We start from the raw sequence: 22,155 nt of genomic DNA, 5'->3' as shown, positions 1-22,155 counted from the left end.
GCAATAAGCGGGAACGAGAGGGATATTGGATTTGGCGGTAGGCAGGCAGAATGAGGAAATGAGAGGGATAATTTCCTCTGATTGAGCGAAAGGCGGACAGAATGAGGAAATGAAAGGGATAAATCCCTTTGGTTGAGCGGTAGGCGGGCATGTGGAGGAAGAGGGGGAGGGGGCCTTTGTTAAGGGGATATATAGTTCACACTATTAAGAATAAACCGGGAACCTGAGTGGGGAGGGAGAGCGGCGGCCAGACGCAGAGTTTGAATCTGCGCCTGCCTATGCCCTACAATGGAGGCAGCCGGATTAAGAATAAGCATGCATACACGTGCATGCAGGCAGAAAGGCGGAACGCCAATGACAGAATCTATCCTGGTTGTTGAGGATGAGGTGAGAATAGCCCGTCTGCTGCAGATTGAGCTGGAGTGTGAGGGATACCGTGTATCCATTGCCGGCAGCGGCCATCAGGGACTTGAGCTGTATCAGGAGCAGCAGCCGGATCTGCTGCTGCTGGATGTAATGCTGCCCGGATTCAGCGGAATAGAGCTGCTGCGGCGTATCCGGGCGAATGATGCCGATACTCCTGTGCTGCTGCTTACGGCTAAAAGCTCGGTGGAGGACAAGGTATCAGGGCTGGATTTAGGGGCAAATGACTATATTACCAAGCCTTTTCAAATAGAGGAGCTGCTGGCGCGTGTCCGCGCTGCGCTGCGGCTGGCATCAGGACGTAAGACAGCGGAAACAGACTCATGGCTGAGAGCGGATGATCTTGAGCTGAACGAAGCTACACGTGAGGTAATGCGGGCGGGCAGAAGGATTGAGCTGACGCCGCGGGAGTTCGATCTGCTGGTGTTCCTGCTGAAGAACAAACGCCAGGTGCTGAACAGGGAGCAGATAATGACAGCAGTCTGGGGATATGACTATTACGGGGATACGAATGTCGTGGATGTCTATATCCGGTATGTCCGCAAAAAGCTTACGCAGGATAATCAGGAAGAACTGATCCATACGGTGCGGGGCATCGGTTATGTGCTGAAGGACTCCCTATGAAGCTGCGGAGCAAAATCTATCTGTACTCCAGTGTGCTGTTTGCCGTACTGCTTGTCATCATGAACCTGTTCATTTACCTGATGTTCAGCCGGTTGTCGACAGATAGCCAGCTGGAACAGGCTGCTGCCGAGACAGCCAGGGTCGCTGCTGATATGAGAAGGGCGGGAAGCGGGGTAGCGGCACCGGAGCTGCTCCGGGCCTATGTGCCGATTGAAGGGATGCTCCGGCTGCTCGCGCCGGACGGGAGCGGTCCTGCGCCTGTCACTTCAGCCTCCGAACAGGAGATCAGCCGGCTGAATCCGGTCTATCATCCTGAGAAGCAAACGGGAATTATACAGGCGGGCGGGCGCTCCTATGCATTCGTGAGCGCTCCGGTCATCTGGACGGACGGGAACGTCATGAATGTCCAGATGACCAAAAGTCTGGAGAGCACCATGAGTACACTGCGGGTGCTGCGGATTGTGCTTGCCGGAGCCACGCTTGTTGCACTGCTGCCGCTGCTGCTGTCCAGCCGGTTGCTGTCGGGGCTGATTATGCGCCCCATCGTGCAAATGACAGTTACCATGCGGGAGATCAAAAACAGCGGGAAATTCCGCAGGCTTGCGCTGAAGGAGACCTCCGGGGATGAGCTGGTGGAGATGGGGCGTACGTTCAACGAGATGATTGCCCTCCTGGAGAGCAATCATGTGAAGCAGGAGAAATTCGTCTCGGATGCTTCACATGAACTGCGCACACCGCTGACGGTAATTGAGAGTTATGCCAGTCTGCTGAAGCGCAGAGGGCTGGATCATCCCGAATTGTTCAATGAATCGATTGAAGCCATTCATTCTGAAGCTGTCCGGATGAAGGAGCTGACCGAGCAGCTGCTGCTGCTGGCGAAGCATCATGAGCATTGGGATCTTGAGATGAAGATGATTGATTTGGAAGAGCTGGCACGAGCTTCTGCCAGGGTATTTCATAATGCATATGGGAGAGAAGTAACCGTCCAGTCCAAGGGTCCGGTTGAAGGCTACAGCGATGAAGCGAAGCTGAGGCAGCTGCTGTTCATCTTCCTGGACAATGCCCGCAAATACAGTGATGAGGCGATAACTGTCAGCCTTGAAGCTTCCGGGCAGGAGCGGGTTATAGTCATTACGGACCGGGGAATCGGGATTCCCCCGGAGGAGCTGCCTAAGATATTCGACCGTTTCTACAGAGTGGATGAGGCAAGAAGCCGCGAGGGCGGGGGTGCAGGCCTGGGGCTGTCGCTTGCGGCAGAGATCGCAGGTGCGATTGGTGCCAAGCTGTCCATGAATAGTGCAATAGGTCTGGGAACCTCGGTGATGATCCGGATTGCCGCTGAGAGCAGGGGAGGACAATGAACAAGCAACGTGAGAATAAGAAACGAGTGAATAATAAACGATCGACCCAGAGCCTTCTGTATAAGGCGGTCATTATTTTGGCTGTGCTCCTCGTGCTGGTATTTGCTGCACTGCGGATATTCGGTAATGAATCCGAACAGCTGCTGTCCAGGGAACAGGCTGAACAGGCTGTTCTGAATGAATATGCCGGAACGGTAGAGAGTCTGAAGCTGCAGTCCGGGAAATATGTCGCAGAGCTGGAGACTGCGCAGGGATTATATGAGCTGAAGCTGGATGGAGCAACGGGTGAGATCCTCTCCATAGTGTTGCTGAAGCGCGCAGCAGAGCCAGCTGTTCAGCCTACACCCGCAGCCTCTCAAGCCCCTGCGGGCGGAGCAACTGCTGCACCGTCACCAGCTCCGTCCCCGTCCGCGCAGCGTGTGGTCTCAGAAGACGAAGCGGTCCGGCTCGCATTGCAGGAAGTAGCGGGGGAACCGGATGATGTGGACACCGGAATCAATGACTCAGGCGCATTTTATCTGGTGGAGATTAAAACTTCAGACGGACGAGAGGCCGTAGTTCAGGTTAACGCCATCTCTGGCAGCATTATGTCAGTAACGTGGGAAGAACCGGATGGAGATAACTCCTGAGCCTTTTTCTAAGTCAAGAATTTATATGTTTTGGGGCCTTCGCAAAGTACCTGAGTAAACATCGAAGTTATAACTCCACTTTGTGAGGTTAATTTTCTCATCAAATTCTAATGTTCCTCCCGCTGTCCTCTCATGTTGGACCGTTATAGTTACTACATGAGCAGCACAGATTGAACTTAGGAGGCGGCAAAGATGAAGAAAAAAGTATGGAGCAGTATAGCGGCAGCAGCATTGATTCTCGGAGGTGCCTACGGTATCGGCGAGGTTAAGGGCGGTACTGCGGCAGCAGCCGCATCGGTGCAGAGTCAGAGCAAAACGCTGATCGGTGTAAGCAAAGCCGAAGAGATTGCCTTGAAGGCGGCACCGGGACAGGTAGAGAGCATTGATCTGGATAAGAAACTCAGAGGTACGTATTACGATGTCGAGATCCGGCAGACCAAGCAGGAGATGGATGTCCGGGTAGATGCGTACACGGGTAAAGTGATAAGCGTGCGCAAAGAAACAGACGATGACGACGATGATAACTATGAAGTTGCTGCTACAGCACCAAGCGGAACGCTGATTACAGCGGCCAAAGCGGCCGAAGTAGCATCAGCCTCAGTGAAAGGAACGGTAGCTGAAATTGATTTTGACCGGGATAATGGCGGAGCCGTGTATGAGGTGGAGATCAGAAACGGACGGGTCTCGACGGAAGTGGGAGTCGATGCGTATACAGCCAAGATTGTGTACACAGATGTAGACTCCGACGACGATGATGATTGAGCCATACAGCAGTAAAAAAAAGGCAGCCGTGCAATCCGGCTGCCTCTCTTTTTTATAAGGGGAACATCACATTACTGCTTCGCTCCCGTATACACATGTACAGCATCCCGCAGGAACCCCGCCAGTCCGGGACGGCGTTTGTCGTAATAGGCGGTAAAGCGTTCATCATCGACATACATTTGCGCTACCCCAGCGTGAGCTTCCTTGGTGTAGGTATCCCAGTAGAAGCTAAGCCACTGGCGGTGCAGATCAGCTGCCTTCTGCGCAAGTTCACCTGCAGAATCTCCTTCCTCCATCGCCTGCTCCAGCGAAGCGAACATGTCCGCTTCAAGCTGCTGGATGGCAGCATACTGCTCCTCGGTCATGTTCTTCAGCTTGCGGTTCGACTTCTCTACGGCATCTTCGCCGTACTTCTCCCGGATCTCCTGCCCGTACTTCTGCTCGTTATCGTCAATCAGCTTCTGCTTAAAGCCTGCGAATTTCTCATCATTGCTCATTGTGATTCTCCCTTCGGTGTGTGCAAGTGTCTGCTCGACGTTCGCGATCAGCTGGTCCAGCTGTTGTCTCCGCTGAAGCAGCTTGTCATGGTGCTCGCGCAATGCGCGGGCCCCATCGAAGGAAGTTGATGTGACAATGTCCCTGATCCCTTCGAGGCTTAAGCCCAGCTCCCGGTAAAAGAGAATCTGCTGCAGCCGGTCCACCTCGGCCTGACCGTAGATGCGGTATCCCGAGGAATTGATTCTGGCCGGCTTCAGAATCCCGAATTCATCGTAATACCGCAGTGTCCGCGTGCTGATCCCCGCGAGCGCTCCCAGCTTCTGAACAGTGTACTCCATTGTCATTTCAGCCTCCAACTCTGTCTTGGCGTGTACAGCTGGACGTGCTCTAGCGTCCCCGCCGTGTAAGCTGCTGCTTACAAAAATTACTGTACACCTTCACGTAACGGCAATGTCAAATCCTAATTTTAGGATAACCCGAGGGCTGGCCGGATAACCGGATAACCTCGCAAACACCAAACAGCAAACAGCGGCAGTCTCCCCGATGAATGTCTAAGGGAAAGCTGCCGCTGTCATGTGCAGGGTAAGCCTTGGAAGATAAGAATTTAAGTGTTTTGGGGTCCCCGCAAAGTACCTGAGTCATCCTCGAAGCTAACGCCCCACTTTGTGGGGGGGATTGTCTATTTCTTGCCGACCTGGGCGGCGAAATACGCCTGCAGTTCCGCGAGCTTCCGGGGGTCGGCCAGAGCATCTTCAGCAGGGAAGTAATGCTCGGCTACAAGCTCCCAGGTGGGAACGATCTTCTGGGAGGTCATGGCTTTGATGGCGATCTTGACGGTCTTGCGTTCTCTGGCGTTGGAGAAGGTGTCGATATAGTGCTGGGAGCGCCCGAAATCCAGCTCGCTGAAGACCGCACGGAAAATATCGGCCGTCTTCTTGGCATCATCCAGCGCGCGGTGTGCAGAGCCGGAAGGCTCAAGGCCAAACAGGGCCATAGCGCCTTCAACGCTGATGTCATTGCTTAGGCCGCGGGCGCGGAGTACGCCTTTGAGCAGATCGAAGTAGGTTGCTTCCATCCAGTAGGCGTCATCGATTTTGTGCATCCGCACGTCCTGGATGATCCGTTTCATATCCTCGCCGCCCCAGGTCAGCAGCAGCACGCCGTCCGTGCTCTGGTCAAGCCAGGCTCTGAAGGCGGCTATCACCTTCGGGAACCGGTCGGCGACATCGATATCCTCTTGGGGGATGCCGGTTTTTTTCTTGATGAAGGAATTGAGGGTGGAGAAGTATATGGGTTTGATTAAGGCGGAGAACTCGCCCTTATATTGCAATGAAGCGTCTAGACGGACAGCTCCGATCTCAATGACCTCCATAGGGTGCTCACTGGCAAATTTGCGGCCGTTGAATTCGATGTCCAGAATAATATAATCCACAGGTAATGCCTCCGTTTCAGTGACTGGCGCCGGATTGCCCGTAATTGCGCCGACATTTCTATTTTAACAAAAAAAGTGCTTGTGTGGGGAATTCGGCGGTGAAATGGCAGATTGATGCAGGAACGGCGGCAATCCGGTGTCGAATAGCTCAGTATCAGGTAATGCCGGAGAACAAAGGAGCGGATGTACATGAACAGACAAATCTATTGGATCGGCGGTTCGGCCTGTGCCGGGAAAAGCACGCTCGCGGGGCGCCTCGCGGAGAAATATAATATGACGCTTTACGCATGCGATGAGCATTATGAGGATCACCTGCAGAGAATTACAGGGAAGGCGCAGTCTGCAATGTACCGGGTATCGCAGATGTCGATGAATGAAGTGTTCTTCACCAGGGATGTGACTGAACAGCTGGATGTCTATACCGGGTGTCTGCGGGAGGATTTCAATTATGTGCTGAGCGATCTTGAGTGTTCGGGCGATGGCCCCATTGTTGTGGAGGGGAATCAGCTGCTGCCGGCGCTGGTGGCGCCTCTTCTGAAGCCGATGGATAAGGCAATCTGGGTGATCCCGGCGGAACCGTTCCAGCGGGAGCAGTACAGCAAGCGGGAATGGATTCAGGGAATCCTGCAGGCAACAGAGAATCCGGAGGTTTCGTTCAACAATTGGATGAAGAGAGACGCGCTGTTCGCTGCGAGGATCAGGAGTGAGGCAGGGGAACGGAAGCTGAAGGTGCTGGAGGCAGATGGCAGCCGGACGCTGGAGGAGAATTTCGCTGAACTGGAGCGCTGGTTCGGATTGCAGGGGGATGGCGGGGCGGAATCGATGTCCGCTCCGAATTTCATCGTGTGAAATCTAGCCGAAGCGCGGCAGAGGGGCCGGAATTGGGTATTAATCTAAGATGGTCTGTTTTCCGGTAAGGCTTGTCTGTAGAAACAGGAGGGATAGATGTGCGGCTGTATGTTACTGTCAAAAGCCTGGGCAAACGCAAACCGGTGCTTGCCCGGCAGGAATTAGTACTGCAGGGGGCTCCTGCTACACTGCAGGAGCTGATTACTGAGATCGTAGTCCGGCAGGTGCAGGGACTTGTGGACAAGCAGGGGCGGGGAGATATTATTCCTTATCTTACAGGCAATGAGATCCAGGAGCAGGGAGAGAACGGCAAGGTCGGCTTCGCGACCATTTATAACGGTGAACCGCCGGATACCGGTGAAGCGGTTGCTGCTGCACTGCTTGCTTTTGAGGACGGATTATATAAGGTGTTCCTGCAGGAGCGGGAATGTGCCCTATTAGAGGAGCCGCTGCAGATCCAGGACGGGGATGAGCTGGTATTCATCCGGTTCACTATGCTGGCCGGAAGACTATGGTAGGAAGATTAGGTAGAAGGGGGAACAGGATATGGCGGTAAGTAAAACTGAGGATCTGGAAGCACAATGGTATGCGGAGATGGAGAATAAGGCCAAAGGGCTGGATGAAGAAACATCGGGTCTTGCGTCTGTCGTTATTGGACTCAGCCGTTTGAATTATTATGGCGGCCAGGAGGACGAGAGCAAGGCGTGCATGGAACAGCTCAGGACACTGGCCGGCGGCAGGACAGAAGGATTCTATGAACCGCTGCTGACGGCTGTCAGGAAGCTGTTCAGCCCGTATACCGCAGAAGTGATGACTTACATAGTGGAGCATTGTACGGAGTATCCGTACAGCAGGGGATACGTGCGCAGACCTTACCGTACCCGTAATCTTGAGCTGCACAGCGCACAAATTCTGAGCAAACTGAGCTCGCTGATCTTCATGGAGCGGCAGGGTTTCGTCCTTGGAGAGTATCTGCGCAAAAAGGACAACGATACGGATTACAATGTGAGTTACCGCTTCAGGCTGGTCTTAAGCGATGTCATTGCCTATGAGCTGGACCGTGAGGACAGCAGCGGTATGCTGGACGACCTCAAGGAAATGGTCTACGGCGATAACCAGGCAGCGGTGCTGAGCTACGAGGTGATCAAGGGCGTATTCATGAGTCACCGGAAGGAAGCTGTGGTGATGCTGGGCGAGCTGCTGCTGGCTGCCAAGCTGCAGGAGGGGCTGCGCCAATCGCTGGTGGAACGGATGGATGAAGGAACTCTGGATAACAATCTGTACGTGCTGAAGCTGATTCTGGACAATGATTTCATCCGCTACAGCGCTGTCGTGCGCGCGCTGGGCGTGTGGACGGGCATGGGGCTGGAAGCCCAGAATCAACGGGTGGCCAAGAGCCTGATTGAAGGCGCATACCTGGTGCTGCAGGATGAAGCGGTGCGGGCAGCATGGCTGGAGGATGCGAACGCCCATCATGTCTACCTGAGCCTGTGGGCAACAGCTGTGCATGAGGAAGAGGATCTCTATGGACGGATTGGGGTTCTGATGGCCGGAGGGCAGCTCTATCAGAAGATTGTGGCCCAGTATGTGCTGGCGAACAGCCAGAACAGCGAGCTCCGGCTGGAGAGCGCCCGGCAATCTCTGGAGGAGCAGGACCTGGAGCTGCAATACTGGGTTCTAAGCAACTATAGCTACGGCTACAGCAGGCTGTGGAGACCGGACAAGAACGGGCCCAAGCTGGAGCTGCAGCGTTCACCGCAGCTGGGGGAGAAGGCGGCACGAGAGCGGGATTTCACTGCCCTCAAAGCGATGTTCCTGCGCACTCCCCATCGTGAATTAACCGGGGAATCCAAAGTGCTGGATTTCGTCCAGGTGAACTACACCCCGGAGCTTCCGGTGCGCAAAATGCTGTACCTGGCCGCGTATGATATGGACAGCGCCTGGATTGCCGAGCTGATTGCACTCAAGGATGAGTTCTCGCCGGATCTGCGCGGCGAGCTGCTGGCCAGCTTCATTAGCGACCCGCTGAATCCGGTGCAGCGTGAATTCGTGTTCGCCAGCCTTGGCGATAAAAGCATGAAGAACCGTGAGCTGGCCCTGGAGCAGGCCAAGGAATGGACACTGGATGCGGAGGAACTGGTGCAGGCCGAGGCGCTGCTGAAGCTGAAGACCGGATCGCTGCGCCAGAACGTGACCCGGCTGCTGCTCAGCCAGCCGGATTCGGCGCTTGAAGGCAGCATCCAGCGGCTGCTGCAGGAGAAGAACAGCCTGCAGCGCCTGGCCGCGCTGGAGATGGTGACGGTGCTCTTCGAGGATGAGCAGCGCAGCAGCCTGTATGAGGCGGTGCGTCCACAGGTGGAAGCGATTGCCGAGCCTGCGGCGAAGGAACGGGAGCTGATCGCGAAGCTTAGCCGCAGGAATGAATATACGGCGGCGAGCGGGTTCGGGCTGTTCAACCCGGGGGAGACGGAAGCATGGCTGACCGGGGGGCCGCAGCCCGGAGAATTCAGCTGGGATAAGGTGTTCTCCCTGCCGCTGGAGGAGATCAGGACCTTCCTGCACGGGCTGGATGAGCAGATTCATGGACAGCGGGACACGGAATATGTCAGCGAATATTATTCCGGCCAGAAGGAGACGCTGCTGGTCGGTGCGGTGCTGCGCACACTGAAATGGACTATGGCTAAGGACAGGGACAAATCGGCTTCTCAACTGGAGGAGTATCCGCTCCATGAGCTCTGGTCCGCCTATCTCCAGCAGAGCGGCTGGAATCCAAAGATGCTGCTGGAGCTGAACTTCTACAACCAGCTGGATGATCTGGATGGAACGATGGAGAGCTATTACCGGTACTACAGAGGCTCTATGGATTATAGGGAGCTGAAAAAACATAAGCTGCTGGAGGGCTGGAGAGCGGAATTCACAGAGCAGGTATATCCGCTGCAGACCATCAGGGATGTAGCAGAGCTGTTTGAAGGGCTGCGGTACGGCAATCAGGTGAAGACTCTTATCGGGGCTTTCTATGCAGACAGTGACAAACTGGATAACTTCAGCCTGGCCGCCGGGGCGCTGAATGCGCTGATGGCAGCGATGCCGGAGGATAAGCTGGAAAGTGAGCCGGCGCTGCTGAATGTGCTGGCCCAGCCATGGCTGAGGATGATGCGGGACCGGGCGGACGGGCCGGAGGATTTCAAGGAGCTGTTCAGATCCTTGTATGTCTTCGACCGGATGAACCCGGAGGATGCCGGCACCAGGCTGGAGCTGTACGATTATCTGAAGGCTTACGAAACGGGATTAATCGGTGAAGGTGAATTGTACAAGGAGCTGCTTGCCGGCCATGACAACCGTCATCACATGCGCACCCTAACCGGCCGGAATGTGGAGTGGATTGACGACAGTGAGCGGGTTGCCGGAATCCGCACCGTATTGATTGACCGTCTGCTGGAAATCGAGCTGGCCCGCGGGGAGCTGCCGACCGAGGTGACCCCGCTGGTGATGGGGCTGCAGCGGATTCAGGGAATGGAGTATTTCATCCGTATTCTGGCGGGGCTCGACAAGGAGACCTTCATCCGGGGTTATGTATATGGCTACGGCGACAGTATCACGAAGAAGGAATCATTCAGCCATCTGCTTAAGGTTAGCCATCCCCGGGAGGGTGAAGACTCTGCACTCCTGCGGACGCTGCTGAAGGATTCCGGTATCACGGAGAAGCGGCTGCTGGAAGCCGCCATGTATGCGCCGCAGTGGATTGAGATTATCTCCGGCTATCTGGATTGGGAAGGCATCCGCAGTGCCGCGTGGTATTTCCACGCCCATATCAACGAGAGCTTCTCGGCGGAGAAGGAGACGGTGGTGGCGCATTACTCGCCGATTACCCCGCAGGACTTCAATGACGGCGCTTTTGATATGAACTGGTTCCAGTCGGCGTATCAGACGCTTGGACAGAAGCGGTTCGATCTGCTCTATGACTCTGCGAAGTATATCTCCGCGGGTGCGAACCACCGGCGCTCCCAGCTGTTCGCTGATGCCACCCTTGGCAAGCTGAAGCTGGAGGAAATGAAGCAGTCTGTGGAACAAAAGCGTAACAAAGACCATCTGCTCAGCTACAGCCTGATTCCGCTCCGCAAGGACCGGGAGCAGGATATCCGGGAGCGCTATGAGCTGATCCAGCGCTTCCTCGCGGAGAGCAAGAAATTCGGCGCGCAGCGGCGGGCGAGCGAGGGGCTGGCGGCACGGATTGCCCTTGGCAATCTGGCCCGCAATGCCGGATATGCCGATGTTACCCGGCTGATGTGGGATATCGAAGCCCGCAAGCTGGATGAGCTGAAGCCATTCTTCGAGCAGCACGCGCTGGATACCGACACCTTCGCCCAGCTGGTCATTGATGAGCAGGGTCAGAGCGAGCTTGTCATCACCAGCAAAGGCAAGGTGCTGAAATCGGTGCCTGCCCGCCTGAAGAAGGATGCCTATATCGAGGCGCTGAAGGAAACACGGAGCGAGCTGACGGCCCAGTTCCGCCGGGCGCGCCTGGAGCTGGAGCGCTCGATGGAATCAGGCAGCAGCTTCACGCTGCAGGAGATTACCGGGCTCAGCCGGAATCCTATTCTGGCGCCGCTGCTGCGCGGTCTTGTCCTGAAGAGCGGCAGCGCACTGGGTTACTTCGCGGCCGTTCCGCCTGCGCTGGAGAATCCTTCCGGAGCGCAAACTGCTCTTACGGATAAGGATGAGCTATTCATCGCCCATCCGCATGATCTGTATAACAGCGGGCAGTGGAGCCTGTACCAGAAGGATCTGTTCGACCGGCAGCTCAGCCAGCCGTTCAAGCAGATCTTCCGGGAGCTGTATCTGCCGAATGCGGATGAACTGGCGAATGGCGGCGTATCCCGCCGCTATGCGGGCCATCAGGTTCAGCCGCGCAAGACAGTTGCGCTGCTGAGAGAGCGGCAGTGGACGGTCAGCTATGAAGAAGGGCTGCAGAAGGTATTCTATGGCGAGAATCTGATTGCACGGCTCTATGCCATGGCGGACTGGTTCTCCCCGGCGGATACGGAGGCGCCAACGCTGGAGACGGTCGAGTTCTTCGACCGGACTACGTATAAGAACGTTAAGCTGGATGAGGTGCCGCCCCGCCTGTTCTCCGAGGTGATGCGCGATGTGGATCTGGTAGTGAGCGTAGCGCATGTGGGAGGCGTCGATCCGGAGGCCAGCCTGACGACTATAGAGATGCGCCGGGTGATCATCAGTGAGTCCCTGCGTCTGCTGAAGATCGGCAACGTCCGCGTGGACGGAAGCTATGCCCGGATTACCGGGACGCTGGGCGAATATGCAGTGCATCTGGGCAGCGGAATGAGCTATAAGCAGGCCAGCGGGGTGCTGCATATTATCCCGGTCCATTCGCAGCACCGCGGCCGGCTGTTCCTGCCGTTCCTGGACGAAGATCCGCGCACGGCGGAGATTCTCTCCAAGGTCGTGCTGCTGGCTGAGGATACGAAGATTAAAGACCCTGAGATTCTGGCGCAGCTGAAAGCTTAAGCAGCTGAGTAGGGGGTGAGTCGTGCGGCTGAGCCTATGCTTCAGCTGTAGAGAACCTATAGCAGGTATGCAAAAAGCACCGGCGCTGAAACAGAGCGCCGGTGCTTTTTACTATAGTGTAAATTGAACAATACCCAAAACGCGGATAACTCCGAAGAAGCGGCTAAAGAAGCCGGGAGCAGCATTGGCAAGGGCTTGACTGCGGATGTGGCTGTGGCTGTGAATGCGGGTGTAGCCGGATATAGTTGGATATTGTCCACTTGCTTATGAACGGAGGGACCCTTGCCGGGCAACAGTTGGATAATCAGCACTTAATAGGCTGCAAATAGATCAGAGCAGGGGAAATGCATGAAATTAAATGGCGTTTCTCCAACTAATACCCCCGACTCCCTCAAAACACCCAAATTAAGATACGTTTATCCAATTAAAAATGCTGGGGGGATGCTCCCTGTGACCACCATTTTATAAAACTGCTAATTTTAATGGGAAAGTAACAGGGAACGGTGTTAGCCCCCGGAGAAGGCCTATCGCCGTTCCCTGACATTCGCAGCTTACTGTTTGTTTTTCAGAAACTCGGTCCACTGGGCAGTGATCTCAGCCTCTACCTTCTCGATGCCTGAGGCTTTGAGCTTGGCGATATAGTCGGGAAGGACTTTGTCCGGATCAACCGCACCGGTCTCCAGGGCAGCTTCAAACTCATTTTTGACGGCGTTGATGTTGGCGGCCTCTGCCTTGATCTTATCCTCGCTGTACTGGAAGCCGTTGCTGGCAGGCACGATTGCATTGTTGTTCAGCTCGATGGTCTTCTCCCAGGTATCTGCGGCCTGGCCCGGCTTCAGATAAGCATTGAACTGGTTACCGAACACCCAGTCGCCGTTAGGCGCATAGCCGGAATTCTCAATCGGAGCGATGTTCTGCTCGTCGACCTTGGTGTAATGCGTGCCTTCGATACCGTTACAGATCAGGTTATAGAGATATTGGTCGGTGTTGAGAAGATTGATCAGCATCAGGGCACGTTCAGGATTCTTGGAGTTCTTGTTGATGACCTGAATGGCGCTGGCAATCCCGGTGAAATAGCTGTCAGAGATCGGAGCGTATACGACATCATTGCCGCCGTTAATCGCTTTCTCACCAATCTCTCCGCCCGGCTTCGAGGTGAATTCAATCGCTACAGCCACATTGCCTTTGCTCTTGAGATCATTGATATTCTGCAGCACAGGCGCATCCTGGTTGATGTACCCTGCCTTGTACCAGGCGTTCATCGTCTGGAAATATTCTTTCTTGTTCTCCAGCTGTGTAATCTTGGAGATGAACTTCATCTCCGGATCGTCTTTCTTATAGAATACGGAAGAGCCGTCGGCGCCGACTTCAGTGCGGTCAATGTAGATGCCGTTGGAATTCTGGGCGAGACCGAGCGGTATGATGCCTTTTTCATTGTCCTTCAGTGTCTTGAGGAACGGCTCAATGTCTTTGTACGATTGAATAGACGCGAGATCAAGATTGTATTTGTCGGCAAAACGCTTCTGGATCACCAGACTCTTCTGCTTGGCTGCGATCTGATAGATCGGGAAGCCGTAGACTTTGCCGTCGGCGGCTTTCATGTCCGGCCAGAATTTGTCGGGAATATTGGCGCGGGCTTCGGGTGCATAGCTGCTGATCATCTCATCTGTAATTTCCAGATAAGCGCCCCGGTCAATATAAGGCTGATAGTTGCCGAGCCAGCCCTTGGAGCTGAAGGCAATATCGAAGTCTTCCTGGGCGGCGAGCATGGCATTCAGCTTTGGCTCATATTCGTCAAAGGTCAGCGGTTTGAGCTCGACGGTGGCGTTGATTTTGTCCTTGATGTATTTATTAATCTCATCGTTCACCAGCTGCTGGTCTTTGCCCGGGTCAGCGGCTACCGGATAAATGAAGGTCAGCTTAACCTCAGGAAGCTCGGTGGCGGCAGGTGTGGAAGCGGGATCGGTGCCGCTTGTGGCGGACGGTTCGGTTGTGGCATTGCCTGTGGCTGCTGCGCCGTTGTCTCCATTATTATTGCTGTTGCCGCAAGCCGCGAGAACCGACAGACACAGCAGGAGTACACACAGCAGCACAGCGGTGGATTTCGTGTGTTTGATCATTCATGAACCCTCCATTATTTTAGAATAGAAGCTATTCTTTCAGGGAGCCTACCGTAATGCCTTTGACAAAGTACTTCTGGAAAAAAGGGAAGATCAGCAGCATCGGACCGCTGGCTACAATAGCCATCGCCATCCGCACCGACAAGGTCGGGAAGCTCGCATACTTCAGCTTATCCGAGACCTCCGCCATCGGCGAGTTGGCCAGGAAGTCGGCCTGGGACAGGATGCGTACGAGCAATAGCTGCAGCGGAATGAACTTGTCATTGTCGATGAAGAGCAGGGCATTGAACCATTCATTCCAGTAGCCGAAGGAAATCAGCAGTCCCAGCGTAGCCAGAGCAGGCGTGGACAGCGGCAGGATAATCTGGAAGAAAATCCGGAACTCCCGGGCGCCGTCAACCTTGGCCGACTCGATGATTTCCTTGGAGATTTTGTCCAGGAAGCCTTTCATGATCATAATGTTGAAGGGGCTTAGCAGACCCGGAATGATCAGCGCAGCCAGTGTGTTCTTCAGATGCAGATACTGGGTCATCAGGATATAGAACGGAATCAGTCCGCCGTTGAACAGCATGGTGAAGAAGACGAAGAAGGTCAGCTGGCGGTTGTAGCGGAAATCTCTGCGGCTGAGCGGATAAGCCATCATGGCCGTCAGCAGAAGCGAGAGCAAGGTGCCGATTACAGTAATCAGTATCGTTACCCCGTAACCGCGCAGCAGGGTAGTAGGCTTCTCAAACACAATCCGGTAAGCCTCGAAGCTCCACGCCTTGGGCAGAAGGTTATATCCGAACTGGCTCAGCGCATCTTCCGATGTCAGCGAGATGGAGATGACCAGCAGGAACGGAAGAGCGATCATCAGGCAGACTATGATAAAAAATACATTGATGCCGAAGTTAGACGGTGCGGATCTGGCTGTGTTCATGTTCATGTGTGTGCTCCTCCTGTTCAGAAAAGTGCGCTGTCATCGTCGATTTTGCGGACGACATAGTTGGCGGTGACGACAGTGATCAGTCCGACTACCGATTGCAGGAAGCCGACGGCTGCCGCGGAGTTGATGTCCCCCAGCTTGGTCAGTGCCCGGTAGACGTACGTATCAATAATGTCGGTGGTCGGGAAGTTCGGCCCTACGTTGTTCGGCAGGAAATAGTGCAGGCCGAAATCGCCGCGGATAATATTGCCGAGCCCCAGGATGAACAGAATAATGATCAGCGGCCTGATCAGGGGCAGCGTAATTCTGCGCATCATCTGTACACGGGTCGCCCCGTCCAGCGTGGCAGCTTCATAGTAATCCGGGTTAATGCCGGTCATGCCTGCATAATAGATCAGGGTAGAGAAGCCGATGCCTTTCCAGAGCGAGACCAGCGGGAGAATGAAGATCCAGGGGGTCGTCTCCAGATACCAGTTATGCGGGTCGATGCCCACATAGCCGAGCAGCGTATTGAGATATCCGTTCTGGAAGTCGAAGAAAGCGTTACCAATATAACCGACAATAACCATCGAGATGAAAAAAGGCAGGAACATCGTGGTCTGGTAGACCTTGACCAGCCGGCCTGACAGCTCATTCAGCAGCAGTGCGAGCAGCAGGGCGGAGACCGTCCCCAGGATAATATAAGAAAAATTGTACAGCAGCGTATTGCGGATAATGCGGAAGGCGTCCTGCGCCTTGAAGAGGAATTCGAAATTCTGCAATCCTACCCATTTACTTCCGAAGATCCCCTCGTCATATCTGAAAAACTTGAATGCCAGAATCAGACCCACCATTGGAAAGTACGCGATCACCAGCTTGAATAGTATTCCGGGCAAGGCGAGCAGCAGCAGTTCGCGGTTCTTGCGCAGATGCCTGAATTCGCTTATCACCCATCGTAGAACAGCGGGCTGCCTGCGGCCTGTGTTCCCCGGAAGTGTGCTTAGTTCGGCCGGCTCAGGCTTTCCCATCTTCATCTCCTCCTCCGTTCTGTTATGAATCCATCATGCCATGGAGGGGAGGAGGGAGGATACAATGTCATGTTCGAAAAGCTGTGCAGCGGGAGTATACAATATGAGAATTCCTGTGTATTCTTGGAATCGGCACGTTCAGGACAGTGATTTCTTAAGCCGGTAATCCTTCGGAGTGGTGCCGAACCGGGTCTTGAACAGCCGGAAAAAGTAACTCTGATTGGCATATCCGCATTTATCCATAATCTCTGAAATCGTAAAATCGCTCTGCAGCAGCAGCTCCTGCGCATGCCGCAGCCGGATATCGTTGATATACTCGGTAATGGATACGCCGCAGCTGTCCTTGAAGAGCTTGCCGAGATAGGCGGAGGTCAGCTTGACGTTCGCTGCAATGGACTGCTGGCTCAGATTAAGGTCGTTGAACTTCTGTTCAATGACCTCTTTGACAGTGCCGATAATCAGCTCATTACGTTCAGGACTGGCCGGCCGCTGGCCTTCGCAGATGGTGGCACACAGCGACAGAAGAGCTACGTAAATCTCCTCCAGCGTCTCATGCGCCTGGGGAATCCGGTGAATCTGGTCGATGTCGAGGGGCAGGGAGCCTACCCGGTTGCCGGCAATTTCCGCCGCTGTATTCTGCACCACCCAAGCCAGGTCGGCAACGACACGCCGCATCTCTTCATACTGGAATGTGGCGAGGAGCGAGAAGGCTTTCTCCAGTTCGCTGCCTGCGGCCGTGAGCTGGCCTTTCTTCAGCGCCTCCGACAGCTTGCGTTCAATATCCGGCGGCAGGGTCTTGCGTTTATTTCCGAGATTCTCCCGGACATCCTCCGGCAGGATGATCGATTTGTATCCCGAAGCGAAGGTATACAGAGATAATTGATAGGCCTGGTAGTAAGCAGCGGAGAGCTGCGGAAGCTGGGAGATTACGCTGCTGATTCCCCCGGACAACGACAGGCCGTAATACTGGCCGATCGTATCCTGAATCTCCCGGATGAGCGGCTTCGTGCCGGCAAAATCAGATGTGCTGCCGGTAGCTGATACAATTAGCACGATATGGTCGCCCTGAAGATCTACAGCTTCGCAGGGGTAAGCACGGGACATAATCTCCTGGGCGATATTGACCAGGGCGAAGCTGTGCAGCTTCTTGGAAGAAGGCGGCGTCGCCAGGTCATAAGCGGCATAACGTTCGATGCGCAGCACACATACGAGCAGGGATTCCCGGGCGGAGATCTGCAGCCCGTGCTTCTCAATCAGCAGCTGCATGTCATTATGGGAGAAGATCCGGCTGTCCGTCAGGAACTTGCGGATGTAATATTTGTTCACGATCTGCTCGGAGCTGATCTCCTGCAGCTTCTCCTGCATGCGCTGATAATGCCCGCTCATGAGATCCAGCTCGTTACCGTATGGTTCATCCGCTTGCTGCGGATCTGCGGACAGCGGGCGCATCCGCCGCAGCATATTCTCAATAGGGTCATAGAGCTTGTAGGAGAGCCAGACGGATACGGCAATCGACAGCAGCAGGAAGCCGCCGGTAATCAGCAGCGATTTCGTGCGGGCATCGGTCACATCCTTCATGACGGAGGCATACGGCTGGACATACAGGATCGTCCAGTCGCCGATGCCTTCCATATAGGTGATAATGCTTTTGCTGTTGCCGGTATTGCCGGTGACTGAACCGGAGCCTGCGCCGGTCATGGCCTTATGCTGCCGGATCAGTTCGGTAATACCGTCCAGGTCCGGTTGATTACTCTGCGCGAGGTTCTCGCCGGACAGCAGCTGTCCGCCGGAAGTCTGGATATAGATTTGGCCTTGGGCTCTTGTGCCTGCATCATTCAGTTTGGCGAGGCTGTCGAAGACCCAGCCGGATTTAATATAGAGAATGAGTGCAGACCGGTCGCCGGTAAAGGGGATGTAGGCATCGGTTACGATGAAGGCGAAGGCATCGATTCCGCCGTCCGTCCGCTCCAGGCTCACCGGGATCAGGCGTGAGGTCGGATGCGGCTGCGCCGGATGCAGCAGCCACTCTGTCATCCGTTCTTTGGTGACACCGCCGTCGACCAGGAAGTTGCTGGTCGAGCCGTAAAGCTCGTTGCTTGAAGCGTTGTAGACGGCAATGGAGTGCAGGAACGATGAGCTTTTCATCAGATTGGCCATTTCACGGTAACCGCGGATATAGTCCATTTGAGGCAGGGGTTTCGAGAATAGCAGCGGGATTAGCAGATTATCGTTATAAGCGAAGGTGGAGAGGTGGGTAATAATTTCATTCATGGAGGAGAGATTATATTGGGTCTGTGTCAGCACCTTAAGGTTGGAATTCTCCTGCACATTCTTGATCGAACGTTCCAGCACATAGGTATTTACAACGGCTAAGCCGGTCAGAATCAGGGCCATGGCAAGCATGATGGAGAACATGACGGATTGGAAGTATTTTTTCGATTTATAAAATGAGAACGGTTTCATAAATCCAGCCCCTTCGGCGCAGACATAGTTGTGAGAGTAGGTATGATATAGTTTTAAACAAATTTGCCTAGAGGTGCAAGGCTTTTGTCAGACGCCTGGATGATATTCTGTAAAATTAAAGCTTTTGGCGTTTTATACAGTGTGTAAAACATGCTTTTTGATAAAATGAACAGTTTCTCCCCCTGTAGAAGGCATGGCAAGATAAGGAGGAGATGTCCCGGCTCACATTCAGTCTGCCCTGCCGGAAGCATCGGATCATGCGGAAAGCCGGAAGCCAGTCTTGCAGCCGATTCAGAATTGAAGGGGAGGGATTTATGAAGATGACAAGCAAGCTGAAACACGCCTCAAAACTGAAAGTGCGGATACTCTGTATTCTTGGTGCTGTATCGCTTCTCCTGCCAGCCGTGCCGGCAACTCCGGCGTTTGCCGCAACAGTGAATGTAACCGCTTACGGTGCGAACGGCGGGGATACCGCAGACGACAAGGCGGCGTTCCAAAGTGCTGTAGATGCAGCGGTCAGCGGAGACACTGTGCTCATTCCGGCGGGAACCTACTATCTGTCAGGAACCGTCAACAGCAAATCCGGCGTCAAAATTGCCGGGGCCAGCCGGGATTCGGTAATTATCAAGTTCACTCCCGGCGCCACGGCCGCAACCTTCTTCTACCTGCATAATGCGCTGAATGCTGAAGTATCGGACATGACCCTCGATGGAGGCAACAACACCGCAGCCCAGTCTGCCGTTACTTCCGAAGACAGCGACGGCAACAAGATGCGTAATTTGCGGGTCAAGGATTTCGTCGCATCGAGCGGTTTCGGACCTTTTGCGCTATATGCTGTAAGATCGACCCATATTGAGATTTCGGGCAATACAATCACCAACACCGGTGTGAATTCCGACTGGGGAGGCGGGGTACGGGCCGGCTGGGGCTCCAGCTATGCGCTGATTGAGAATAATACGATTGCGGATACGGGCCGGGGCGGGATTTTTGTGAATGATGACAGTCCTTACGCTATCGTCCGCGGCAACACCATCACCGGCACCGGTAAAAAAATGGAGGGCCTCGGCATCGAGCTGCACACCAACGTCGACTATTCGCTGATTGAGAACAACAACGTCGATCACTGGATCAGCGCCGTCCGCTCGAAGTATATTGCGGTGCGCAACAATGTAGTTAAGGCAACGGACGGCTCAGTCGGCCACATGGGGCTGGAGGTTATGGTTGACCATGGTGTCACCTCGGGCAATCTCGTAGACGGGGGACAGCAGGTGGGCATGCAGCAGTCGCCGGGTACGGGCTATCAGCTGTGGAACTACAATACGGTGCAGAACATCGTGATGTGGGGTATGCAGCTTCAGGGTGCCGGCACCGGACAAACCGAGCAGTATCAGTACTTTTACAAGAATATCTGGAAAAATGGACCGGCCGGCAACCCTGCCGCCGCTTATCCGGGGTATGACGGCAATGCCGTGCGGATTCACGGGGATACGCGGAACATTACTTTTGACAGCAACCAGATTCTGAATAACGGCCGGAAGGCTATTGAGATTACGACAGCTTCCGGGGTGGACCGGATCAGCTTTGTTAATAACACCATTACTGGAAACAGTGGACCATCCATTGACCAGTATCCGTCAGCGGCTGCTGATCTGGAGTGGAGCGGCAATACCGTCAGCGGCAACGGTACGAATACGCAGCTTACCAGCCGGGGCTTCAGTGATCCGAAGCCGGTAGCCAATTTCACCGCACCGCTGACCGTTCAGCTCGGCCAGCCCGTCACATTCACCAATACGTCCACAGACAACGGCAGTATTGTGGAGAATCTGTGGGATCTGGGTGAAGGCATTCCGGTTACCACGGTGAGTCCAACCTATACGTACCAGAAGGCAGGCACCTATAAGGTCATACTTGGTGTCTGGGATAATGGCGGCCGGGCCAGTGTGAAGGAGCAGACGGTGACCGTATACGCTGGTCCGCCGGATACTACAGCGCCTACCGCACCCGGCAGCTTAAGCTCGCCTTCCAAAACAGATACCACAGTCAATCTGACCTGGTCGGCATCCACCGACAATGTGGGGGTATATGGCTATACGATCTATAAAAATGGTGTAAGCACTGGAACTACAGTAGGTGCAGGGGCAACCTCTTATACGGTAACCGGGCTTACAGCGAATACAGCCTACAGCTTCACGGTGAAGGCCAGTGATGCGGCGGGCAATCTGTCGGCGGCAAGCAATGCGCTGAGTGTAACGACAAATGGTCCGGATACGGTGGCGCCGAGTGCTCCGGCGAATCTCGCTTCACCGGCCAAGACGGACATCAGTGTCAGTCTTACCTGGAGCGGATCAACCGATAATATTGGAGTCACGGGCTACAATGTCTATAAGGGGGGCGTACTGGCCGGGTCGACCACGGGAGCACTCAGCTTTGAGGTGACGGGTCTTGCGGCAAGCACCGCCTACAGCTTCACTGTCAAGGCGAAGGATGCAGCAGGCAACCTGTCGGCCGCGAGCAATACACTAAGCGTAACGACGCTGGTATCCTCGGCTAACTGGGTTCCTTGTGCCGGTGAGAACAATCCTTGTAACTTCACAGGCACCAAGCAGGTGCGCTTCGGGGCGAACAACAGCTACGCCTACGGCACCTACACCAATACCGTCATGTGCTCGACGAATGCCTTCGGCACCGATCCGGCCGTGGGTTTCTACAAGACCTGTGATGTGAACCAGGGTGGAGGCAGCAACCCGACACCGACACCAACACCGACACCGACAATGATGCCAACACCAACGCCGACACCGACGGCAACGCCAACGGTAGCACCGACACCAACGGCGACAGCGACACCGACGCCAACGGTAGCACCGACACCAACACCAACGGCGACGCCAACAGTAACACCAACACCGACGCCTGGTGGTTTGACTCAGGTCGGGACGATTACCCGTGAATACTGGACCAATGTTACGGGAGGCTCAGTTTCAGCCATCCCGGTAGGGACGACACCAACCGGGGTTACGGCCTTGACGAGTTTTACAAGTCCGTCGAACTGGGCCAACAGCTACGGGGAACGCGTAAGAGGATATATTGTGCCGACGGTTACAGGTGTTTATCAGTTTGCCATTGCCGGAGATAATGACTGTGAGCTCTGGCTCAGCACGACTAACAGTGCGGCCAATAAGGTCCTGATCGCCACCGTAGCCGGCTGGACGCCAGCGGGAAATTGGACCTACCAGCCTTCGCAGAAGTCCGGCCAGATTACATTGACCGCAGGACAGCGCTATTACGTAGAGGCGCTGCACAAGGAAGATCAGGGCGATGACTCCCTGTCCGTAGCCTGGACCGTTCCGGGTGGCGGATCAACGTTCACGGTCATTGACGGGGCGCATCTGGCTCCAATTCAGTAAGGTAAGCAGGATACAGCTATAAGTTACGGAGGCTTTCGCAGGGCTAAAGGCGGCCCCGCGAAAGCCTCTTTGCTGCGGAAATGAATAGTAAATCTCATAAAGTACAGTATGAATGCGGGTAATTGCCAT

The 22,155-nt window shown here is 54.7% G+C and carries 15 protein-coding genes; 9 read left to right on the top strand and 6 right to left on the bottom strand.

Annotated features, from left to right (window positions below; translation table 11 throughout):
* Positions 1-354: 354 nt before the first annotated feature.
* The 4 genes from NYE33_RS35845 (at position 355) to NYE33_RS35830 (ending at position 3,799) form a co-directional block, all read left to right on the top strand.
* Complete coding sequence (locus NYE33_RS35845) at positions 355-1,047, top strand: response regulator transcription factor (RefSeq protein ID WP_171720666.1); 693 nt, start codon at positions 355-357, stop codon at positions 1,045-1,047.
* Entirely contained in the window at positions 1,044-2,408 is a 1,365-nt protein-coding gene (locus tag NYE33_RS35840; RefSeq protein ID WP_341070025.1) for a sensor histidine kinase, read from the top strand. Before NYE33_RS35845 ends, NYE33_RS35840 begins: the two co-directional genes overlap by 4 nt.
* Positions 2,405-3,037 (top strand): PepSY domain-containing protein, encoded by a 633-nt coding sequence (locus NYE33_RS35835; protein WP_336103273.1) that lies wholly within the window; start codon positions 2,405-2,407, stop codon positions 3,035-3,037. Before NYE33_RS35840 ends, NYE33_RS35835 begins: the two co-directional genes overlap by 4 nt.
* Positions 3,038-3,229: 192 nt before the next feature.
* Positions 3,230-3,799 (top strand): PepSY domain-containing protein, encoded by a 570-nt coding sequence (locus NYE33_RS35830; RefSeq protein WP_341070023.1) that lies wholly within the window; start codon positions 3,230-3,232, stop codon positions 3,797-3,799.
* A 71-nt stretch (positions 3,800-3,870) separates the two neighbouring features.
* On the opposite strand, the gene NYE33_RS35825 is transcribed toward NYE33_RS35830, so the two are convergent.
* Together NYE33_RS35825 and NYE33_RS35820 are read right to left on the bottom strand one after the other, a co-directional pair.
* On the bottom strand, positions 3,871-4,635 hold the full coding sequence (locus tag NYE33_RS35825) for a MerR family transcriptional regulator (RefSeq protein ID WP_341070103.1): 765 nt from the start codon (positions 4,633-4,635) through the stop codon (positions 3,871-3,873).
* A gap of 341 nt (positions 4,636-4,976) precedes the next feature.
* Complete coding sequence (locus NYE33_RS35820; protein WP_341070021.1) at positions 4,977-5,729, bottom strand: 3'-5' exonuclease; 753 nt, start codon at positions 5,727-5,729, stop codon at positions 4,977-4,979.
* Positions 5,730-5,918: 189 nt separating this feature from the next.
* Here NYE33_RS35820 and NYE33_RS35815 point away from each other — a divergent pair, with 189 nt between their 5' ends.
* The 4 genes from NYE33_RS35815 to NYE33_RS35800 all read left to right on the top strand — a co-directional run bounded on the left by NYE33_RS35815 (position 5,919) and on the right by NYE33_RS35800 (position 12,374).
* The gene (locus tag NYE33_RS35815) at positions 5,919-6,578 is read left to right on the top strand and encodes a hypothetical protein (RefSeq protein ID WP_340947922.1); all 660 of its coding nucleotides are present in this window, start codon (positions 5,919-5,921) and stop codon (positions 6,576-6,578) included.
* Between the two features lie 98 nt (positions 6,579-6,676).
* Positions 6,677-7,096: a hypothetical protein gene (locus NYE33_RS35810; protein WP_042133701.1), complete on the top strand. Its 420-nt coding sequence runs from the start codon at positions 6,677-6,679 to the stop codon at positions 7,094-7,096.
* Positions 7,097-7,124: 28 nt separating this feature from the next.
* Positions 7,125-12,104, top strand: a complete 4,980-nt coding sequence (locus NYE33_RS35805) for a DUF4132 domain-containing protein (protein ID WP_341070019.1) — start codon at positions 7,125-7,127, stop codon at positions 12,102-12,104.
* A 123-nt stretch (positions 12,105-12,227) separates the two neighbouring features.
* Positions 12,228-12,374 (top strand): hypothetical protein, encoded by a 147-nt coding sequence (locus NYE33_RS35800; RefSeq protein ID WP_341070018.1) that lies wholly within the window; start codon positions 12,228-12,230, stop codon positions 12,372-12,374.
* A 281-nt stretch (positions 12,375-12,655) separates the two neighbouring features.
* Here the strand turns inward: NYE33_RS35800 and NYE33_RS35795 are convergent, their stop codons facing one another.
* From NYE33_RS35795 to NYE33_RS35780, 4 genes are all read right to left on the bottom strand, one after another.
* Positions 12,656-14,224 carry an ABC transporter substrate-binding protein gene (locus NYE33_RS35795; protein WP_052421670.1) on the bottom strand — a complete coding sequence of 523 codons (1,569 nt, stop codon included), beginning with the start codon at positions 14,222-14,224 and terminating at the stop codon, positions 12,656-12,658.
* A gap of 31 nt (positions 14,225-14,255) precedes the next feature.
* Complete coding sequence (locus tag NYE33_RS35790) at positions 14,256-15,149, bottom strand: carbohydrate ABC transporter permease (RefSeq protein WP_341070015.1); 894 nt, start codon at positions 15,147-15,149, stop codon at positions 14,256-14,258.
* Positions 15,150-15,166: 17 nt separating this feature from the next.
* On the bottom strand, positions 15,167-16,156 hold the full coding sequence (locus tag NYE33_RS35785; RefSeq protein WP_042133706.1) for an ABC transporter permease subunit: 990 nt from the start codon (positions 16,154-16,156) through the stop codon (positions 15,167-15,169).
* 138 nt (positions 16,157-16,294) lie between these two features.
* Entirely contained in the window at positions 16,295-18,619 is a 2,325-nt protein-coding gene (locus NYE33_RS35780; protein ID WP_341070013.1) for a helix-turn-helix domain-containing protein, read from the bottom strand.
* Positions 18,620-18,939: 320 nt separating this feature from the next.
* On the opposite strand from NYE33_RS35780, the gene NYE33_RS35775 reads away from it, so the two are divergent.
* Positions 18,940-22,026, top strand: a complete 3,087-nt coding sequence (locus NYE33_RS35775; protein WP_341070011.1) for a fibronectin type III domain-containing protein — start codon at positions 18,940-18,942, stop codon at positions 22,024-22,026.
* Positions 22,027-22,155 lie beyond the last annotated feature (129 nt).

This window comes from Paenibacillus sp. FSL R10-2199, assembly GCF_038000235.1.
Classification (GTDB): Bacteria; Bacillota; Bacilli; order Paenibacillales; family Paenibacillaceae; genus Paenibacillus_AQ; species Paenibacillus_AQ phytohabitans.
The sequence above is the reverse complement of the archived record's forward strand: the minus strand, read 5'-3'. Positions and strand labels throughout refer to the sequence as shown.

Bases quoted from the DNA above. Each gene is read 5' to 3' on its own strand.
- NYE33_RS35845 (WP_171720666.1), top strand. From the start codon at position 355: ATGACAGAATCTATCCTGGTTGTTGAGGATGAGGTGAGAATAGCCCGT.
- NYE33_RS35840 (WP_341070025.1), top strand. From the start codon at position 1,044: ATGAAGCTGCGGAGCAAAATCTATCTGTACTCCAGTGTGCTGTTTGCC.
- NYE33_RS35835 (WP_336103273.1), top strand. From the start codon at position 2,405: ATGAACAAGCAACGTGAGAATAAGAAACGAGTGAATAATAAACGATCG.
- NYE33_RS35830 (WP_341070023.1), top strand. From the start codon at position 3,230: ATGAAGAAAAAAGTATGGAGCAGTATAGCGGCAGCAGCATTGATTCTC.
- NYE33_RS35825 (WP_341070103.1), bottom strand. From the start codon at position 4,635: ATGGAGTACACTGTTCAGAAGCTGGGAGCGCTCGCGGGGATCAGCACG.
- NYE33_RS35815 (WP_340947922.1), top strand. From the start codon at position 5,919: ATGAACAGACAAATCTATTGGATCGGCGGTTCGGCCTGTGCCGGGAAA.
- NYE33_RS35805 (WP_341070019.1), top strand. From the start codon at position 7,125: ATGGCGGTAAGTAAAACTGAGGATCTGGAAGCACAATGGTATGCGGAG.
- NYE33_RS35795 (WP_052421670.1), bottom strand. From the start codon at position 14,224: ATGATCAAACACACGAAATCCACCGCTGTGCTGCTGTGTGTACTCCTG.
- NYE33_RS35790 (WP_341070015.1), bottom strand. From the start codon at position 15,149: ATGAACATGAACACAGCCAGATCCGCACCGTCTAACTTCGGCATCAAT.
- NYE33_RS35785 (WP_042133706.1), bottom strand. From the start codon at position 16,156: ATGGGAAAGCCTGAGCCGGCCGAACTAAGCACACTTCCGGGGAACACA.
- NYE33_RS35780 (WP_341070013.1), bottom strand. From the start codon at position 18,619: ATGAAACCGTTCTCATTTTATAAATCGAAAAAATACTTCCAATCCGTC.
- NYE33_RS35775 (WP_341070011.1), top strand. From the start codon at position 18,940: ATGACAAGCAAGCTGAAACACGCCTCAAAACTGAAAGTGCGGATACTC.